This window comes from Heliorestis convoluta, assembly GCF_009649955.1.
Taxonomy (GTDB): domain Bacteria; phylum Bacillota; class Desulfitobacteriia; order Heliobacteriales; family Heliobacteriaceae; genus Heliorestis; species Heliorestis convoluta.
The window spans coordinates 1,816,064-1,835,553 of the sequence record NZ_CP045875.1; the positions used below are offsets into that span (position 1 = coordinate 1,816,064).

Below are 19,490 nucleotides of genomic sequence, written 5' to 3' on the forward strand. Positions count from 1 at the left end.
GCAGGGGGAAAACTTCTAATGCTACATTTGTACTGTCACATCGATTCCCCAAACTGCGATGACAATGCCGTCTTGATTTTTTATGGGCCAGGATAAGGTAACACACCAGTTGCGAGTGATAGCTGAAACATAAGGACTGGAAATATAGTGACGACCTTTCATAGCTTCTTGCCACCAGGGTCGTTGTTGAGCGTTAGTAAGCGCGGCAGGTGGTAGGGAGACGATGAAAGTACCGTTATTTCGGGTGCTATATACAGCTTCCACTTGTGAACAAGTACTTTTGATATCTTCAGCCAAACGGAGATGAAGAGCTGGTTCTAATATGTTTTCATTGGCTTTTTCAAAAGCTTTTTCAAGCTTTTCTTGAATTGGGGCTTTTATATTCTCTAGACTGACGTTATTTTCATCGAGCATCTGAACATTATCAGTAACTTCTGTTAATACATTAACTTCGCGATGTAATACGCTACCTAACTGACTAAGTTGTTGTAAAAGGATTTGTTGTTGTTCCACATTACGGGCAATCTCTGTTACACCTGTTGAAGCATGACTAAATAGTTCAACCGTTCTATGCATACTTTCGCTTGTCTGAGAAATTATTTCTACCTGTTTTTGTTGAGATGCAACAGCTTGATGAATGCTTTGATCGGTTTTGTCAATGGCTTGAACGAAACTGTCAAACTTTTGTGTGATGGCAGAAGTAGCTACCAAGCCTTGCTGTACCGCTTCCATACCTTTTTCCGAAAATTGAACGAGTTTAGCAATGGCTTGTCGAATTTCACCTAAGGTCTGATTGGTATTGCGAACAGCCTGCGCAGATTGCTCAGCAAGAACCTGTACTTCACCAGCTACAACGGCAAACCCAGCGCCTGCTTTACCAGCACGGGCTGCTTCTATGGATGCATTAAGTGCTAAGAGCTGTGTTTGAGCGGAAATGTTGCCAATCGTGGCTGTGATTTGATCGATTTGAGAAGCCAACTGTTCCAGTTGCTTTAGTACCTCGTTTGTCTCAGAAGTATGCCTACCAATACTGGTCATTCGTTCTTGCACTATGATAGAAGCTTCTTGACCTTCTTTCGTCAAGGTTCGATTGGTTTTACTTTGCCCATAGATATGATCCATGATGGAAGAAACTACTTTAGATGCTTCAATTGTTTTCTCTAAGGCTTTATCAGCTGAAAGCAACGTATCAGATGCCTCCTGGGTCATTGTATCGATTTGACTAGCGTTGCTTGTTAATCGTTGATTTCCTTTTTCCACATCTTCCAAATCAACACGTAACTGTTCGGCCACACCTGCAACAGGACCGGCCGTTGCGTTTACATCTAAAATCTGACGTTGCCAGAAGTGAAAAGCATCATGCAAAGCTTGTGCTGAAGGGGATATTGCTACTGGTAAGTTCTTTTTCCTTAAGTCACCTTTCGCGAGCGCTTGTAGTGCTGTTAATAGCTGTGGTTCTTTCTGTTGCTTTCGCTTCATTATATTCATTCCTACAACGATAGAACCGATACCGATTGCTACTACCAAAAAAGTGAAAGCCATAAAAAAAGTATCGATTTCCATATTTTATACCTCCTCAAAAAAAAAGAGAGACCTGATGAATTGCCATCAGACCTCTTCGTCCTAAACGCTTATGATTTTAGCAAAGTTTTGAAAATAAATCAATACTAGCCAATAATGCCTTATCAGAAATAGCCAAATTATTTGCATCATTTATGTAACCGTTTTTTGATAGGGAGAACACAGAGCTAGGCCTTAATGCAGGCCTGGCTTTTTTCAATGTCAATTTCCAGAAGCAATGACAAATTGCCTATTGAATCTTTCAGCAAGAACTGCTACACTCTAACTGTACCACGTGTATTAGTACAGTCGACACGAGGGGGCGAATATGATTGAATTAGATTTGCGCAGTGGCTTGCCCATCTTTGAGCAATTGGTAAATAACTTCAAAGAATTAATCGTTCGTGAAGTTTTAAAGCCTGATGAACAACTGCCTTCCGTCCGCACATTAGCCAGTCAATTAACAGTCAATCCCAACACCATTCAGAAAGCCTACAAAGAACTAGAACGGCAAGGCTTTATTTATTCCGTGAAGGGGAAAGGGAGCTTTGTAGCACCTATCAAAGACCAGGTTAATCGTGAAAAGCTAGAAGTGCTCAAAAAAGAGCTGCAAAAGATTACAGTGGAAGCGATGTATCTGGGCTTGTCCCAAGAGGAGATCTGTCGATGGGTTACAGAGGCAGCGAATCATCGAGGTCACGGGGAAAGCAAGCGAAGTCAGGGGGAAAGCAATGATTGAAGCAACCGGAGTCAGTAAATCTTTTGGATCGCTAGAAGCGTTAAAAAAAGCATCATTAAAAGTCGATAAAGGCTCTGTCTATGGCATCGTAGGATCCAACGGAGCTGGTAAAACGACGTTGTTAAAAATATTGGCTGGCATTTATCAACAAGATCAAGGCGAAGTGCGCATAGGCGGAGAAGGGGTATTTGAAAACGTCAAAGTAAAAGAAAAAATTCAATTCATTCCTGATGTACTGTACTTTTTCGCTCAACATAGCATTGAAGATATGGCCCAGTACTACAGAATGATTTACCCCACTTGGAACGAAGAGCGCTACCAACTGCTCTTCAATGTATTCCAAATCGATAGAAAGAAAAAAGTAACGAGTCTCTCCAAGGGCATGCAGCGTCAAGTCGCTTTCTGGTTGGCCCTTTCAACGATGCCAGAAATCTTAATCCTAGATGAACCCTTAGACGGTCTCGATCCTGTCATGCGCAAAAAAGTAAAAAAGCTGATCATTGACGATATTGTTGAGCGGGAACTAACGGTACTGATCTCCTCCCATAACCTCAGGGAATTAGAGGACCTATGCGACCATATCGGCATCCTTCATCAGGGCGATTTGTTCCTACAAAGAGAGCTCGATGATCTGAAGAAAGAAATACATAAAGTCCAGATTGCCTTTCAAGGAGACCTCCCTGACGGAATCATGGATCAAGAAGGGATTCTCTACCATGAAAAGCGGGGCAGTGTGAGCCTTTTCGTTGTAAGGGGCGAGCAGCAAGAGATATTGCAGCATTTTCAACAATTTCAGCCTTTGCTCCTCGATCTACTCCCGTTGACTTTAGATGAGATTTTCATTTACGAGATGGGAGGTATGGGCTATGTTGTTGAAGAACTTGTGGCCGAATAAAGGGATCATTCTCAACGATTTGAAGCGCTTTAACTGGATCGGAATTATCTACACTCTTTTGCTCTTTTTCGCTATACCTTTACAGATCATCATGCATCTCAATAAGCTAGAAGAACGTATACACTATCTCTCCAATCCTTTTCAGCCTCTTTTTTATTTTCAAGGAGAAATAGTAAAATTCTTTATTCTAATCATACCGGTTCTAACAGCTATCTTTTTATTGCGCTATCTTCAGGAAAAGCGTTCTGTTGATATGGTTCACGCTTTGCCGTTAACAAGAGTGACTCTGTACACCAGTCATGTCGTAGCTGGTACTTTGCTCTTGGTGGTGCCCGTACTTCTAACAGGCTTGCTATCTTGGATCACCCTGTCTGCTTACAACCTCGAAACTTACTATGCTCTTATCGATATTGTGCAGTGGGCCGGCACGATCATCTTGCTAAGTCTAACCATCTTTCTCTTTGCTCTTTTTGTGGGTATGGTCACAGGCACTTCTGTTGCCCAAGGTGTGCTCACCTACATTACCTTGTTTCTACCTGTCGGCCTAACGGTATTACTTCTGTCTAATGTAGAACACTTGCTATATGGGTTTCAAGCACAATACTATATGCAAGACGGCAGAATGTTAGAGTACTTTACGCCATTTGTTCGCCTTTTTGAGTTGCGGGACGGAAATATGTTAGGTACTGCAGAGATTGTGGCCTATCTCTTGGCCATGGTGATTCTATTTGTGCTTACCATCTTGGCTTACAACAAAAGGAAGTCAGAAGCAGCCACACAAGCCATCGCCTTTGACTTTCTGAAGCCCATCTTCAAATATGGCGTCACTTTTTGCACCATGCTTCTGGGCGGTTTGTACTTTTGGGATATTCAAAATGATTTTCGCTGGGCAATTTTCGGTTATATCGTTGGTTCCTTATTCGGATACATCGTCGCTGAGATCATCCTGCAGAAATCGCTCAAGGTTTTGGCAAGCCTCAAAAATTATCTTGTCTATCTATTGATTATGGCTGCTTTGCTCGCTGGACTTGAAGCAGATATCTTTGGATATGAAAGGAAAGTTCCTCCGGTGGATCAAGTAGAGCAGCTCTACATTGGAGAAGGCGGTTATTTCACCTATGTTCGCTGGAGAGATGGTGCCGAAGAACAAAGCTTCATTACGAAGAAAGAAAACATTGAAAAAGTGGTACAACTTCATGAAGCAATTATAAAAAACAAAGAGGACAATCAGAACAAACAGTCTTATTACAACTTGACTTTTGCCTATCAATTAAAAAATGGCCAAACCCTCTACCGAGAGTATGCAATTCCGAAAGAAGAGTATGAGCAATACCAAAAGCCTATTTATGAAGCGATTGAATACAAACAGATGCATTTTGCTATTTTCAACGTTGATGAGCAAGAGCTTGAGAAGATTGTCTTCGAACCCCAGGGTCTTTCTAGAACAGTCCTTATTACTGAACCAGCTCATATTCATGAAGTAGTAACTATTCTGCGTCAGGAAACAGAAAGAGAATCTTATGAGCAAATGAAAGACGAAATCCAACCTTGGGCTTATATTAAACTCTGGCGTCTCGTTGATGTAACTTCTCCAGAGATGACCTATCGGTACGGCGTCGATATGACGTTCCAAATTGATGGCAAAGAGTCTTACGAAGTCATGCATTTAAGCTGGAAGAAACACTATCATGAATTAGAACAATGGCTTCGAGAAAAGGGCTACTGGCAAGACGCCCGCATTCTACCAGAAGATATCGCCTATGCCAGAGTCGTGAAAATAGGAAAGGAACGGGATTGGGTTGATCCGAAGCTGCTTCCAGGGATTGATATTTCTAAGCAAGATGAACTGGAAGTATGCCTGCAACAACTACTAGGGCGACCTCAGACTGCGGAAAGTCAGAATGAAAGTTATCGAATTGCTTTTTATAACAGGAACGATGAAGCCATACTGAGCGGCTTTTTGGAGCCGCAAAGCGTGCCTTTCCTGAGGGAGCACTTTTCTACTCAATAATCTAAATATGATTATGGCAAAAAGTCTATTGTAGCCTTTTAACATACTACAAAAAACCAGCCTCATGTTGCTGAGCAACCGGGCTGGTTTTGCTTTATAATAAATTAAACTTTTGTGCCTGGTGGTATGGGATTGGCTGTATCTACATCGATCAGAGTCGGCTCTGGAGAATGCAATGCTTCATGAAGTGCTTGCTGCAAAGCTTCTTCATTGTCAACGCGGTAGGCTTGCCAACGGCAAGAACGAGCCATGGCAGCAAAATCAGGTGGCTCGAAAGCATTGCCGAGGGGTATTAAAGAACCGACTCGCATGCGATTTTCTTCTGTGGCCAATGTTTTGTTGCGAAAAAGGACAACTTTCACGGGAAGATTTTCTTGCCGTGCTGTTACCATTTCACCACAACTCATTAAGAAACCACCGTCACCGATCAAAGCAACCACTTGCTTGTGGGGCATCAAGCTTTTGGCTGTTATAGCATAGGGTAAGGCAGATCCCATAGAGCGCCATTTGCCGGAGACGAGAATTCGTTGTTCTCTGGCCAAAAAGTTGCGCGCAAACCAGAGCGTGTGATCGCCCACGTCGACAGCAACCAAGGCTTGTGGATCAATTTTTTCAGATAAAATTTCCATGATCCGCTGTGGCAGGAGGGGAGAAGGCGTAACCTGATCAAGATTCTGGTGCTCCTTCGTTGCAGGGTTGGCATAACTTGTATAGCGACTTAGCCAGGCTGATTTGGCGGCTTCGATGCTATTACGCCAGCTTTGGCGATCTTTTTTGGGCAGTCGTGATAACAACTTGCTTAAGATTGCTTCACCATCACCAGCGACCGCATAAAGAAGATCTGTGGCGCCACCTAGGTTATCAGCTCGACAATCGATTTGGACTACAGGAAGCTTAGAAGGCACAGAACCACTAGGCCACCAGGTCGCACCAATTTTAAGACATAAGTCAGCTTGATATAATATTTCAGCCGAGCTTTCTCGGCCTGCTTTACCAAGAGCGCCTACAACGAGAGGATGATGATGAGAAATCACACCCGTTGCTGGCAAGGTATGAATGACAGCAGCTTCATAATGTTCTGCAAAGCGTCGCAAAAGATCACCATAAGCAAGGGTCCCTTGACCGGCCAGTATTACGGGCTTTTCCGCTTGCTGCAATAGCGGCAAAAGACCATCGATGACTTCTTCTTCACTTCTACTGGGTGTTAGAAGATAGGGCTCTGATGAACGAACTTTGCCTTTACAAGGTGCTGGAAAAAGATTTTTAGGAATCGAGAGATGACTGACGCCTTGTCGTGCTAGAGCTGTCCTTACGCTATAGACTGTCATAGGCAAAATGGCATCAGGCGCTGTAAGCTGGGCACTGTACTCGGCAACTGGATTCATCATACCTACCAAATCAATATATTGTTTGTGCCATGTACCCACGTAGAAGGATTCAACTTGTCCTGTTATGGCAAGAACAGGGACATTGTCAGCGGCTCCATCTGCCAGACCATTGATTAGATGACCGGCACCTGGCCCAGCCGTGGCGGTGCAAACGCCGATTTGCCCCGTCAATTTAGCATGCGCTACAGCCATAAAAGCAGCTGCTTCTTCATGGCGCGTAGGAAAAAAACGAATGCCATCGAATCGTGCCAATTCGTCGAGTAAATAGATAATTCCATCGCCAGGAACCCCATAAATGGTTCGTACACCGTAAGCATGAAGCTGTTCTAAAAGCCAGCGAGCGACTGTTTTTTCTTCCTTTACCATGCCGATTTCCTTCCTGTTTTTTGATGATTGCCTTTATTTTTTCTATCTTGCTTGAAAATAATAAGGGCTCCTAGGAAGTAAAAAGGCGAAAAGAGCGTTTATTTTTTAGTTGTTACAAAAACGCTACAATTTCTCGAGCTGCTGGTGGCATCGGTGGGAACATAAAAAAAGCCCCTGAAGATATTCGAAAGGTGTGGAAAAAGGAACGAATGAAAAAAGCTTATAAAGTTTTGGTGATCAATCCAGGTGCCACATCAACCAAGATAGCTCTTTACGAAGACGAAAAAGTGTTGCTATCTGATAATATTCGACACGCTACCGAAGATCTCAGTGCTTATAAAGAGGTAATCGAACAGTTACCCTATCGTTTACAACTGATTCTAGACAGACTCAGTAAGGGCAAGATTGCGATGTCTTCTATCGATGCTGTCGTTGGTCGCGGTGGCTTGCTAAAGCCTTTGCAAGGTGGCACCTATCGAGTGAACGCAAAGATGCTGCAAGATCTAAAGCAAGCATTGCGAGGGGAGCATGCTTCGAATCTAGGTGCTCTCCTAGCCTATCATATGGCTCTACCACTAAAGAAAGAAGCCTACATTGTCGATCCTGTGTCTGTCGACGAGTTAAATCCATTGGCTCGCCTTTCCGGATGGCCGGAACTCCCTCGCACAAGCTTAAGTCACGTCTTAAACAGCAAAGCAGTGGCTCGGAAAGTAGCCGCCGCAAAAGGTAAAAAGTATGAAGAAATGCAATTGATTGTTGTGCACTTGGGCACGGGTATTTCCGTATCGGCTCATCAAAAAGGCCAAATCATTGATGTTAACAATGCTATGGAGGAAGGTCCTTTTTCCATCGATCGAACCGGTACTTTGCCAGCGCGCGCACTGGTTCAGTTATGTTACAGTGGAAAGTATGAAGAAAAAGATTTGTTAGCGAAAATGTCTCGTTCAGCGGGCCTGTTTGCCTATCTAGGCACCAAAGATTTGCAAGAAGTCGAGAGAAGGATCATCGATGGTGATGAAGAAGCCGAATTGGTTTTTAAGTCAATGCTTTATCAAACTGCCAAAGAAATTGGCGCCATGGCCACTGTCTTATCGGGACAAGTAGAAGCCATTGTTTTCACAGGTGGCATGGCTCACTCAGACTTGGTAATTCAAACATTGAGAGAAAGAGTTTCATTTATTGCTCCAACCGTTGTCTATGCAGGCGAAATGGAAATGGAAGCCTTGGCTTTTGGTGCTTTGAGAGTGTTACGGGGGGAAGAAGAAGCGTTGGTATATTGAGGAGTTGGAGAGCCAAAGAATCATCGGAAGAAGTTCGTCGTATTGTTGCAGATATACGCAAGGAAATCACGGCTGTTACGGAAGAAGCACAAGCAGGCATCCAAGAAGTTGAAGTCGGTAATGTCGTCGTTCAAAGAGCACGGCAGTCCTTCGCTTCTATTGAAAACAATAGCCAGGTCTTATCAGAAGCGATTGGAAAAGTGGCTTCTGCAGTTCGTATGATGACACAAAAAGGCGACGATATTGTGAAAAACTTTTTAACTATCGATGAAATTGCCCGTAAAAACTCCGAAGATAGTCAGACTTCGGCTGTATCTATGGAAGAACAACGCGCCTTAATGGAAGAATTAGCAGCAAGTGCTGATACATTGAAAGAAATTGCTCAAATCTTAGAAGATAAAGCAAAGCAATTTCGTTTGACCTAAAAAACTCGGACTTTCCACAGGATGCTTAAGAAATGAGTCATGGGAGCCGCAGAGATTCGTCGAAAATAGAAAAAAGAGAATGCCTATAAAAAAGTTTAGTATCGAATAGAGATTGAGAGATCTATCTTGTGTGCTATAATGTGGTTGTCTTACCACGATTCATTAATAAAAGGGAGGAATAAGGGTGCTCAAATCAAGAATCTTCTATCTCATTCTAGGCATTCTGATCGGCTCTATGTTATTTGCTACAGTTACAATGGCAGCACCACAAATAAGGCTTATTGTGAATGGAACAGACATAACGGACCAATTTGACTACAAGCCGATGCTTATTAATGAGCGTACTTACGTTCCAGCAAGACCTCTAGCAGAAGCGCTTGGAGCCACTGTAACCTGGGATTCATCTAGAAATGCTGTCATCGTCAATACCGGTGCTTATCAACAACCGAATGAAACGGCATCTTCCAATCAATTTACCGGTATTTGGTCTTATGAGAACGAGGAGCAAGGCTGGGGATTGGCACTAGATATCTCCAGATTTGAGGACACCATACTCGGAAATCATGCAGCCTACGCTTATTTTGGTAACCGACTCGATATTGGCTATGATGTATCCATTTATGGAGATTTTGTCTCTTCCAATCAAGTGGTTGTTCTTTGGGACAGTGGTTATGGTGATGTATCTGGAACGGCTACCTTAACCTTTAATAACGATGGCTCGTTATATTGGGAAATCAATGATGTCTTCCAGACAGGTGATTTTTCGGAATACTACATTCCTCAAAAGGCTTTGCTAATTCGCAATTAGGAGGGTGGCGGGGGAACCTTTCGCGTGGCATACTCTCTTTCATAAAGATCAAGGCGATTGTTTTAGCGTAAAACAATCGCCTTTTTGTGCTTGCTTGAGCCATGGTGCATAAGATGGCAAGCAAAACGTCCCCTTGGCTCGGTAATGGTGATAACCTTAGTCTTCACAGTCTTCACAAGTATCTACAAATTCCAGTGGACAAACTTCAGGACTTTCGGCATCGGGATCATCCGAAATTTTACAGCCTACATAACCTTTGTGTACTGTCATATGTTCGCATGTTAGACAATCGACGGAGAGTGGGCATTCGCAGATAGCACATGTTATTTCAGGCATCGTTTATCTCCTTTCCTTTTACTTTGTTGAAAACTATAGACGTTAATAAATATTCTTGTGTTAATGACTGATATTCTAATTTCTTCAAGACTGACCTGTGGGAGGTCAGTCTTTTTTATGCTCGCCAGGCATGGGTTGTCTATGTCTTATCGATTTCTTGCATTACCGCAGAAAAGCCCGATACAACTTGAGCCATTTTTTCATAATCTAAGGTTTCAAGGGTATCTCTTAAAGTATGATAATGCGGGTTGCGGTAAAAGGCTGTATCGGTAATCATCACAGCCCGATAACCTTCTTCCCAAAATGACCAGTGATCGGATAAATCCATATCCATCAATGGGCCATGAGGGATGATTTGACGATTGGTAATCATCGGTACAGTTGATTTCTGATTAAATGCAGCATCCATGCGCTCTAAATAAGCAATTTCATTGGAATTTCCGATTGCAGCAATGAAGTTGCTATCACTTGGGGCTATCGTGCTTAAGATACCATCCAAATCACCGAAGTGACTCCAGTTAGGCGGTTGATCCGTATAATAGCCAATCATTTCAAAGATAATGGCTAGTTTAATCTTTTCATTCCGTTGGCGAGCCTTTTGAGCGTAAACAAAACTGCCCATATAAGGAGACTTAAAAAAGGGGGGCTCTTCATTGGTAAAAGCAATAAATTTAACAGTTTTCTGTAAAGGAACATTTTTCAACAGTCGTGCCAATTCGAGCATACCAGCGATACCGCTGGCATTATCATCTGCACCGGGGCTATCTCCACAGGAATCATAATGAGCTCCCACAATGACAACCTCATCGGGTGTGGCTATCCCTGGTTTTATGGCAATAATGTTGCGATAAGACAGCGGACTTCCTATGGGAGCATCCTTACGAGAGATTTCAAATTCCTGAATCTGAACCTCATATCCCATTGAAGCAAGTTCTTCATGAATATAATCAGCAGCCTGCTCTAATCCGTTGTAATAGCTGTAATTTCTTGGCCCGATCTCAGCGGCCAACTTTTCTACATGCTTTTTTAAGTTGAAACAAAGTGACTCCATCACCGCACCTCCTAAATTTCATTTACATATGGTTTTTGTTTTGATTAGAACCTTTTATCCACTGAATAATTGATTGGAATCTACGATCTGGGCAAACAATGGATCGAATGCTTTTCAGTCTTCTATAGGCTTTTTCATAACCCATTTCTTCAGCCATGAGCCATAAGGCCAATGTTGCAGAACGAGATATTCCCATATGGCAGCTAATCAATATTTTCTTGTTTTGTCTTCTTGCAGTATCGATAATTAATTTGGCAATGGGGTATATTTTTTTAGCAGCTTTTTCATCACCATCTAAAAAAGGCATTCTAATTACGACTACATTTTCTGGAATTTTAATAAATAGATTATCAATGTCTTCATCTCGAAAATCGATCCAAATATCGACTCTATCAATTATGCTTTCTACTTCTTCTTCGCCACCTAAATATAACCAGGGGAAAATTTTCGTGGCCATATACAATCATCCTCCTATTCGTTTCATTAGAAATTTATAGAACAAAGGTTGTAGTTATTCAAGGTAACATGGCATTTTTAATACTTGACTTTATTCAATTTTCAAAGAACATCTTGCATAACCATTATATTACAGACAGAAAAAGAAAACATGTCACGGGGTGACATGTTTTGAAATAAGTATGTGGAGGGTTTAAAGAAGTCAGTCTTATGAAAAAGAAAGATATCTACTGAAAGAAGTTAATTTTGAGTTGTAATCAGCTCTCATAGCATAGTTTAAATTAAGAATGACCTTTATGCTAAGAACCATATGGGACCACTCTTATATACAGAACAACTAAAGAAGTGAAGTATTTTCATTAAATGTTTACTTAGCGCATACGAGGTGGAGACATTATTTTATAAAGAAATATACCAATTAAAAAGTTATAGTTACTATTCCAAAGATCTGATACCTTTGGATCATTCCAACCATCTCTTCCTATTTCATATATAATATTTTTCAATAGAAGATTAAGTCTTAAACTACCAGTGCCAGGTAAAGAAAAAGGAGAGTCACTTTCGTTTCGTGAACTAATAATACCAAGTTCATATAAAAAATATAACAAATGAGCTCTATTATAAATAGGTAGAAACTTCTTTGGATGGTAGAGATAAGCTATTTTACCTTTAAGTAAATACTTATTTGAAAGTAAATTATTTGAACTAAGTGCTCTTAATGTGTTACCATCGCAGACGTCAATTAGTTCAATGATGTCATTCCTTAATTTATTCCAAGCATCATCTAAAGAAGCAAAACGTTGATTATATATATATTTTTGCTGGTTTCTATTGTATACGACTGTAAAGTTTCTTGCATCAATAAAAAGACTTCTTGTGCTACCTAGTTTTTCCAATTCAAATACTACCCAATAAATAAACGAATTCCTTTCAAAATAAGCATATTGCTCAACAGTCATAGAACATAAAGATTCACGAGGAAACTTCCTGTAAAATTCTGCTTTTTTTCGTAAAATATCACGAAGTTCGTCCTGTTTACTTTGTACATTTATATATTCGAAAAGAAATTCTTCCATCTTATTTTTAAATTCAAGTCTTACATTCTCATCTAACTTTCTTTGTAATTCATTAATCATGACCTCTAAAACAGCCCCTTTCCTTCACTTTAATACAATTTTTTAAACACCTAGTCCGAATTTATCAACAGAAATAAAGGATCAATCAAAAAGGAAGAAATTTGGAAGCATCAGCCTGCGTACCCGTGAAGTAGGTACCTAGGTTAATTGGGGGGGGCAAGCGCAGGTGGCAAAAAATTACTATAGACGAATTCTATTATGATTAAGGAAGCCTTTACTGTGGTTATAAGACAACTGTCATATGTTCGCATGTTAAGCAATCAACTGAGAGTGGATAATCGCAGATAGCACATTTTTAAGACTGACTTGTGAGAGGTCAGTCTTTTTTTAGTGCGCCTGACATGCATTGTCTATATCATCTGTTTTGATTAGAAGCTATTATAGATTGAATAATTGATCGAAATCTACGATCTGGGCAAACAATGGAACGTATGCTTTTCAGTTTTTCATAGGCTTTTTCATAACCTATTTCTTCGCCATAAGCCATAAGGCCAATGTTGCTGAGCGAGCTATTTTCCATATGACAGCTTATTAATATTTTTTCATGTTGCCTTCTTGCTTCAATTCTTCCTCCGTAAAGCATATCATCGCTCCAACGATAGGCATATGAATCCATGCTTCATAGACGGAACAACCTGTTGCTTTATAAAGAGCCTCGGCGTAAATCCGAAGTTGTGGTAGATGCTGTATACCGTGGGATAACCATTTTGATTCTTTGCCTGGAAAGGTTTTATGATCTATAATCACCCATCCCTTGGGTGTACGAAGTAACAAATCAACCCATCCTGTTGCCTTTTGCAAACCTTGGCGCAAATGAACAGGGTATTCACGATGTCTTTCGAGAATTTCTGGGTAATGCTGCGACAGGAAATGTTCTAGCTGGTCGGTAGCTTGTATTAATGAATCTTCTGACAGCCCATAGATTTCATATCTTTGTAGAAGTGCTTGAGCCATTGCCTGTCTCTCGGTCTTCGATTTTGCGGGATTATCTGCAGCTAAAAATGCATGAACCATTTCACCGAGAACTGCCATGTCTGGTTTACCTGATAGTGGGAGGCGATTATCCATGCTATGTATTTTAGATAAGTTTATGTCGATATTTTTTTGTGCTTGGGGGCCGCTCTCGCTATCATTCAGATTTGGATCAAATTTTTGTTCACTGGGATTAAAACGTGCAGGTAATAATACTCTACTTTCTTCTCTTTTTCCTACATAAAATACTTCTGTCTCTACCGTGGATGCTACAGCTTCTTCTGATGGTACAATAGATAAAAGTCGTACTTTACAAGGAAAGGATTTGTCATTCACTTGAATTATCCCATCAGCACCTTCTAGAGCAGATGGATCCTCATCTTCATGGACAATAGCGATTTTTTCAATTACTTCTTGTCCGTCCTTGGCGGTTAATTCTTTAAGCCAATAAGCTTTGGAGAAATCACGGGTTGCCAATACAAGGTAATCTCGTGCCCGCGTCATACCAACATAGAGTATTCGTTGGTTTTCATCGAGAAGCAACTGTTTTTTTCTTAGTAGTTCAGGTGCCTTTTCTACATGCCCGTCTAGTGCAACGTTTGTAGATTGTTTACTGTACGGCCAAGGCCAATAATAAAGACATCGACCATTAAGAGGAGCATCTATCTTATAAGGCATTCTACTAACTGCTGTTACTTGATTAAATACCGGTGGCGGACCTTGCCTTTGTGACGATCTCTCTAATGAATTCAAAATAACAAAAGACCATTCCAATCCTTTCGCTTTATGATAAGTTAAGACACGAATTGCTTTGTGATCAGTTGATTCTCCCATGCGGTTTAAATCTTTGTTCGTTTTTACATTTTGAAGATACATAAGAAAGCCAATCGTTGTTGCAGCTGTACCATTGGTTTCTGAAACTTCTTCATATTGTAAAGCTAAAGAACGGAGTGCATCCAAGTTTGCTAAGCGTTGATCACTTTGACCCCATCGCAATGAAACTTCATCAACTTTTGCAATTACGATAGCTAAGTCTAAAACTTCTGATGGGCTCATTTGTGCAATTTTTTCTCGAGCTATATACAATTCTTGGACAATAGGCTCATTACCTGTAATAGCTACTTGTTTTTCTCTTGGAATCCAATTGGATAACCAGGCTCCTTCTCTCCAATGATCTGATGAAAAATGTATGATTTCAGTGAGAGCCAGGGTGTCATTTTTGTCAACCAAATAGCGCATAGATGCAATTGCATACACAACTTCTGGCGTAGACAACAAGCCACTTTCTCCGACGGTCGCTGAAATACCTATTTTGGAAAGAGCTTCAGCTACTATCGAACAGTCCTCATTCGATCTACAGAGAATGGCTATATCGCCTGGTTGCAGTGAACGAAGTTGGCGAGTTTTTTTATCTTCAATTAAGTATTTTTCTTTTTGATGTAGGACATTTTGCACGCCTATAGCTAAGAAAGCCGCATCTTTTTCTTTACTGCCTCTAGTTTTGCCTGGGTATTGGTAAGACCATGTTTCTATGGAAACTCTTTGCTTCTCATTGTCAACACGCTTTGGATCTAATTTGATTTTATCTTCTGATATCCCTTTCGCTTTAAAAACAGGAACAAAGAGGGCATTTACAAACTGGACAAGAGATTCCCTCGAACGATAGGAAGCATCTAGTACTTCTATATTCACATCTTCAATACTGTCCATAGCTTTTTTCATCAGTTCTGGGTCAGTCCCTCGAAAACCATATACGGCTTGTTTAACATCTCCAACCCAAGTGGCTTTCTTTGCAATTTCAAGAAGTTGCATATTCAGAGCAATTTGTAGCGGACTAGAGTCTTGGAATTCATCGACAAAGACTTCAGAAATTCTATCTTGTAATACTTCTAGATTATCTTTGTTTTTCAGTAAAGTAAGAGCCAATGATTCTTGATCAGTAAAGTCAATCCATCCACGTTTGCTTTTTTCGTTGGAATATATCTCCATTGCTTCTGCTGCGCAATGAAATAAAGCAAAGATACATTCTTTCATATCTTGATGCAATCTCGGATGACGATCATGAAGGGAAGCTGCTGCAACAATCGGTGATATAGCATCTCGACTTCTTGCCCCAGGACTTAATTTGCTTAATTTAGCCCAATTATACCAAGATAAGGATTCATAGCGACTCCATTCTCTCAGCGTTTTATCAATTGTATCAATGACCTCTTCAGTAGCCTTAGTTGTATCTCCTTCAGGAAGCTTGGGTCTGACCATTCTCAAAGCCGAACGTAATCTTTCATCCATTTGCTCAGGACTTTCTGATGCACTTGGCAGCCAAGGAGTCATAATGCTCCAGGAGTAATCGGCGCATTTTTTTACATCTCTTGGATCTAATCCATTTTGACGGGCCAGTTCAATGATTCGTAATATTTTTTGACGCCAATCGTCTTGACCAAGTCGAAAGAATACCTGCTTGTAATCATGGTAGTATCTATCGATTACTTCAGCAGCAATGTTGTTAAATAATGTAGAAGACTCTGTTTCTGCCAATACCTTTTGCACCGGTGATAAGCCCATCTCTAGTGCAAACTCGCGCAACAGTCGTCCAAATACGCTGTTCATCGTTCCAACGTAACCATCTAAAATCCTTGTAGCTGACTTGTTGTCTCCTGATTCTAGAAGCTTAAGGCGAACCCTTTCAATCAACTCATCGGCTGCCTTGGTTGTAAAAGTAGTTGCCACAATATTTTCTGGAGGGATACCACTTTGAATCGCTTGTAATATCTCGTCAGACAACCGAGAAGTTTTTCCTGCGCCTGCTCCAGCACTTAATATTTTCAGCTTTTCACTCATTGGTCCAACCTCCTTGAGCCACAAAGATTTTGATAGTCGCAATAATCACAGGATGGTTCTATAAGGGGTGTAAAGGTGTTGTCATGTTCCGCAGTTGTTGCTATTCCTGAAGCAATTACAGTTCCTTGTGAAAGTTGGGACCAAACGTCATTTACTGATTTACGTATTGTCATAATGGAATCAAGCAATGAAGGGCCATCAACATGGTAGTCGGAGGGGATATCCTCATGAGGTCGAGAGAAAAATTCACCACCCCGTAACATAAAATAAGCTACAGGTAGTTCTTCTGTCTCTTTATCAGATAAAAGCCAATGATAGAGAGACAATTGGACAGAGAGCTTGGACAAACGTTCTTTGTACTTTTTTGGTTTTCCTGACCATTTTGCGTCAATCAGTATTTTCTTACCTGTTGCCGTTTCTCCAATAAGATCGAGAGTGCCTTTAAATTGGACTGTTTCAGACCACTTTTTTTGTAGACTGATTTCCGTATTATGAATTCGAATACCTGCGTTACGTAAAAGGGCAAAAAACTGTGCCATTGAATTTTGCAAGTGAAAACGCATATCGTTTCTTTTTATACCATTGTGTAACTCTAATAAGGGTGCTGCTAACAAGGGAGACCATTCATCAAAGAGTTCTCCTGTGCGTTTGCTTACTTCATCTTCTTTCCAAGTCGATTTTTCCGTAATCAATATTTCTAAAATTTTATGACCGATTTTTCCGAGAATAAGAGACTCATGTGGTATAGAAAGTGCATTTCCTGCTCTTACTTTTGCTACATAACGAAGGGTCCAACTCAATGGACAAGATACTAAACGTTCAAAACTCGTAGCTGATTCTACTTCCTGAGGTAATACTGAATTTGCTGAAATTTCCCAATTTCGAATCGGAGCGGGGATATTACGACCCGTTAATACTTCTCTTGAAAAAGATATTTCACCAAGAGTAAAATTTTGATTTTTACGTAATTCTGATGCCGTGATTGTAAATTTGCTTTCCAAAGAATGATCCTTTGCCATGGCGTGACGAATTTCATCCCAAAAAGGGTGTATTGGAATTTCTTTTCCTTTCACTTTGGCAGGCACAAAGAGAATTAATCTTCTGTTGGCAAATTTTGCAGCACGGTGCCAAGAAGCAGCTTCTCTCTGGCGCACTACATGCTCATCGATAAGGAAAAGGCCTTGCTGGTGAAGCCACGAGCGCTCTTTCGATGTCCAAGTCCTAATAGGGGGTCCGGACATGTTTTTATGAAAGCCCCACCAGAGAATGGTATCTGCTTTGCCCCAGATTTGGCCTGGATGATGAACCATTTGCCATGAAGAAGCTTCTTGAAACGTAATCTGATAACCTAGACCCTTCTCCCATAACAGAGTCCAATATTCTTGTCACTTGTAAACGAGAAACAGAGTTTTCGCCGAGTGTTTTAACGCCTTCTATGACTTCTTTTGCATACTCCATGACATGGTGATAGATAGATTCATTGGTGAAAAGGCTCTGGTTCATGGCCCATTGACTGACTTTCTGACATATCTGGATTAATTTTTCAAGTGGAATTCCTTCGTGCACGTCGTAATAATCATGATTTATCCATAAAGTAAGCTTCTCGTCTAAACTTTTACGGCGCTTTTGGATCTCAGATGGCTCAAGTTCCTGCGAAAGCCATAGCTCTTCATATTCCTTTGTACCGTCCTCAAGGGCTTGCACCCATTGCGGACCGCCAATACCAGGTGTATCTGCTAAGACTCTCGCTAATTTATATCGAATGCGCCCAGGGACTGGTGAAGATGGAATCGTTAATAATTCCATCACTCTTTCAATTCGTAGGGGCTTCCAATAGGTATCAATGGTAAGGGGTAAGACTTGAAGAACTGATCGCCATTTGGACAATCCATCGACACCAGGAGCTGGAAGACCGCGACGATGTAGATATTCGTCAAGGAATAAAGAACCATTCCCTTTGATTAGAATAGTTTTTTCTGAGCCTTTTTCTTGCAACCAGCTTGTTAAAAAGTCTGCTCCATCCCATTCCTGTTCGGACCGTATTAGAAGTAAGCTACCATCGCCACGAGCCTCTCCAGTAGGGGCTTCGCCCGCTAAAATTTTTTGAAGAAGGGATAAGTCTGAAAGTGGCTTTTCTTCTTCTTTTTCCTTAAGAACATCTTCTTTTAGGACTTTTACACCAAGGCGTTTTACCTCATTTATCAAACTGATAGACCAAGGATCCCATAAAGTTTCGTCTTTATCTACAATTGTAATCCTATCAATCGGCAAGTGGTCTTCTTTTTGTAATGTAGCTAGCAATGCGCGGACTCTATCTGGAAAACCCTTTTTGCCATCCTTATTGGCACGTTCTAACTGAGCTAGAGTATCAATCCATATACCTCCACCTACATGGATCGTGGGATCCCAACCTGCCAAGACCAACTCATCACGACGGCGTAACAATTCTTTTGCTGTATTCCATGAATCTGTTTCAAAAGACTTAGAAAAGGGCATATTGCCTGTATCGTGCTGGCGTATCAACGCCTGCCATTCTGCAATTCGTAGATTTTCTGATACTTTCGGTGAAGTTAGACCTAACTGCGTTTCTAATACCCCAATGAAGCCTTTAAAACCTGTTACGAATGTACCTACTGATGCGTCTCTATAACCCAGTGCATCAGGGTAAGCGACAGAATCTAGCCAATGACCAAGGATTATATGCAATCGCGTGCCCTCCTTTTTTGATGATATGACTGCTATACGTACAATTACTAAGGTGTTGTGGTTGTTGTTTTATTGTAAATCATTGATGACAAATAACTTCTATGAAAAAATATTTAATCCTTCTAATGGATGGATTATTATGGCTAAATCTGAGAACTCGATGACTGATGAAACATTCACATTGGGGAAGTGTTGGACCATGGTAAATATTATTTACGCTTTGTTATAATAGTGCAAAAGATCAAAATGAGCACAAGTCTACATAGACTTGTGCTCATTTACGAATCTTGTATTACCATTCATCAGAGCGGAAAACTTCCCAAGCGGAACAACTACTTCCTCCAGCCATCATATTTCCACGAAAACTGTTCCTAGGCCCATTGCATCGTCCTTGTTCGTCTGCTTCAACAGTAAAATGACTGGCCGAAAAGTCGATTTCTCTTTGGCCTGACCAATAACGACAAGAAGCACAAACTTGTTGGTTTTTTCCCCAAGTAACCATATGCGCTTACCCCTCTCTTCT

Annotated in this window: 16 protein-coding genes; 6 read left to right on the forward strand and 10 right to left on the reverse strand. The window is 40.9% G+C overall.

Annotated elements, in window-relative coordinates; translation table 11 throughout:
- Positions 1 to 21 precede the first annotated feature (21 nt).
- Positions 22 to 1,563 carry a methyl-accepting chemotaxis protein gene (locus FTV88_RS08675; RefSeq protein WP_153725269.1) on the reverse strand — a complete coding sequence of 514 codons (1,542 nt, stop codon included), beginning with the start codon at positions 1,561 to 1,563 and terminating at the stop codon, positions 22 to 24.
- Between the two features lie 325 nt (positions 1,564 to 1,888).
- Here FTV88_RS08675 and FTV88_RS08680 point away from each other — a divergent pair, with 325 nt between their 5' ends.
- From FTV88_RS08680 to FTV88_RS08690, 3 genes are read left to right on the forward strand one after another with little or no spacing between them, the layout of a single operon-like run.
- The gene (locus tag FTV88_RS08680) at positions 1,889 to 2,299 is read left to right on the forward strand and encodes a GntR family transcriptional regulator (protein WP_153725270.1); all 411 of its coding nucleotides are present in this window, start codon (positions 1,889 to 1,891) and stop codon (positions 2,297 to 2,299) included.
- Positions 2,292 to 3,194, forward strand: a complete 903-nt coding sequence (locus tag FTV88_RS08685) for an ABC transporter ATP-binding protein (protein ID WP_153725271.1) — start codon at positions 2,292 to 2,294, stop codon at positions 3,192 to 3,194. The genes FTV88_RS08680 and FTV88_RS08685 overlap by 8 nt, the downstream gene beginning before the upstream one ends.
- Positions 3,166 to 5,205, forward strand: a complete 2,040-nt coding sequence (locus FTV88_RS08690) for a DUF6449 domain-containing protein (protein ID WP_153725272.1) — start codon at positions 3,166 to 3,168, stop codon at positions 5,203 to 5,205. The genes FTV88_RS08685 and FTV88_RS08690 overlap by 29 nt, the downstream gene beginning before the upstream one ends.
- Positions 5,206 to 5,309: 104 nt before the next feature.
- On the opposite strand, the gene FTV88_RS08695 is transcribed toward FTV88_RS08690, so the two are convergent.
- Positions 5,310 to 6,959 carry a thiamine pyrophosphate-binding protein gene (locus tag FTV88_RS08695; protein WP_153725273.1) on the reverse strand — a complete coding sequence of 550 codons (1,650 nt, stop codon included), beginning with the start codon at positions 6,957 to 6,959 and terminating at the stop codon, positions 5,310 to 5,312.
- A gap of 209 nt (positions 6,960 to 7,168) precedes the next feature.
- Between FTV88_RS08695 and buk the strand changes: the two genes are divergently transcribed.
- From buk to FTV88_RS08710, 3 genes are all read left to right on the forward strand, one after another.
- Positions 7,169 to 8,239, forward strand: a complete 1,071-nt coding sequence (buk, locus tag FTV88_RS08700) for a butyrate kinase (protein WP_153726584.1) — start codon at positions 7,169 to 7,171, stop codon at positions 8,237 to 8,239.
- A complete protein-coding gene (locus tag FTV88_RS08705) occupies positions 8,236 to 8,664 on the forward strand; it encodes a methyl-accepting chemotaxis protein (RefSeq protein WP_162007966.1) in 429 nt (142 codons plus the stop codon). The genes buk and FTV88_RS08705 overlap by 4 nt, the downstream gene beginning before the upstream one ends.
- A gap of 184 nt (positions 8,665 to 8,848) precedes the next feature.
- A complete protein-coding gene (locus FTV88_RS08710) occupies positions 8,849 to 9,472 on the forward strand; it encodes a stalk domain-containing protein (RefSeq protein ID WP_153725275.1) in 624 nt (207 codons plus the stop codon).
- Between the two features lie 156 nt (positions 9,473 to 9,628).
- Here the strand turns inward: FTV88_RS08710 and FTV88_RS08715 are convergent, their stop codons facing one another.
- The 8 genes from FTV88_RS08715 to FTV88_RS08755 form a co-directional block, all read right to left on the reverse strand.
- Complete coding sequence (locus FTV88_RS08715; protein WP_153725276.1) at positions 9,629 to 9,808, reverse strand: hypothetical protein; 180 nt, start codon at positions 9,806 to 9,808, stop codon at positions 9,629 to 9,631.
- A gap of 139 nt (positions 9,809 to 9,947) precedes the next feature.
- Positions 9,948 to 10,859: a M28 family peptidase gene (locus FTV88_RS08720; protein WP_153725277.1), complete on the reverse strand. Its 912-nt coding sequence runs from the start codon at positions 10,857 to 10,859 to the stop codon at positions 9,948 to 9,950.
- Positions 10,860 to 10,881: 22 nt separating this feature from the next.
- A complete protein-coding gene (locus tag FTV88_RS08725) occupies positions 10,882 to 11,316 on the reverse strand; it encodes a dual specificity protein phosphatase family protein (RefSeq protein ID WP_153725278.1) in 435 nt (144 codons plus the stop codon).
- 370 nt (positions 11,317 to 11,686) lie between these two features.
- Positions 11,687 to 12,451, reverse strand: coding sequence for a hypothetical protein (locus FTV88_RS08730; protein ID WP_153725279.1), 765 nt, complete (start codon positions 12,449 to 12,451; stop codon positions 11,687 to 11,689).
- A gap of 531 nt (positions 12,452 to 12,982) precedes the next feature.
- Positions 12,983 to 16,261 (reverse strand): UvrD-helicase domain-containing protein, encoded by a 3,279-nt coding sequence (locus FTV88_RS08740; protein ID WP_153725281.1) that lies wholly within the window; start codon positions 16,259 to 16,261, stop codon positions 12,983 to 12,985.
- The gene (locus tag FTV88_RS08745; RefSeq protein ID WP_162007967.1) at positions 16,258 to 17,334 is read right to left on the reverse strand and encodes a RecB family exonuclease; all 1,077 of its coding nucleotides are present in this window, start codon (positions 17,332 to 17,334) and stop codon (positions 16,258 to 16,260) included. Before FTV88_RS08745 ends, FTV88_RS08740 begins: the two co-directional genes overlap by 4 nt.
- Positions 17,335 to 17,506: 172 nt before the next feature.
- Positions 17,507 to 18,967 carry a hypothetical protein gene (locus tag FTV88_RS08750; RefSeq protein ID WP_153725283.1) on the reverse strand — a complete coding sequence of 487 codons (1,461 nt, stop codon included), beginning with the start codon at positions 18,965 to 18,967 and terminating at the stop codon, positions 17,507 to 17,509.
- A 292-nt stretch (positions 18,968 to 19,259) separates the two neighbouring features.
- On the reverse strand, positions 19,260 to 19,469 hold the full coding sequence (locus FTV88_RS08755) for a hypothetical protein (RefSeq protein ID WP_153725284.1): 210 nt from the start codon (positions 19,467 to 19,469) through the stop codon (positions 19,260 to 19,262).
- Between the last annotated feature and the right edge of the window lie 21 nt (positions 19,470 to 19,490).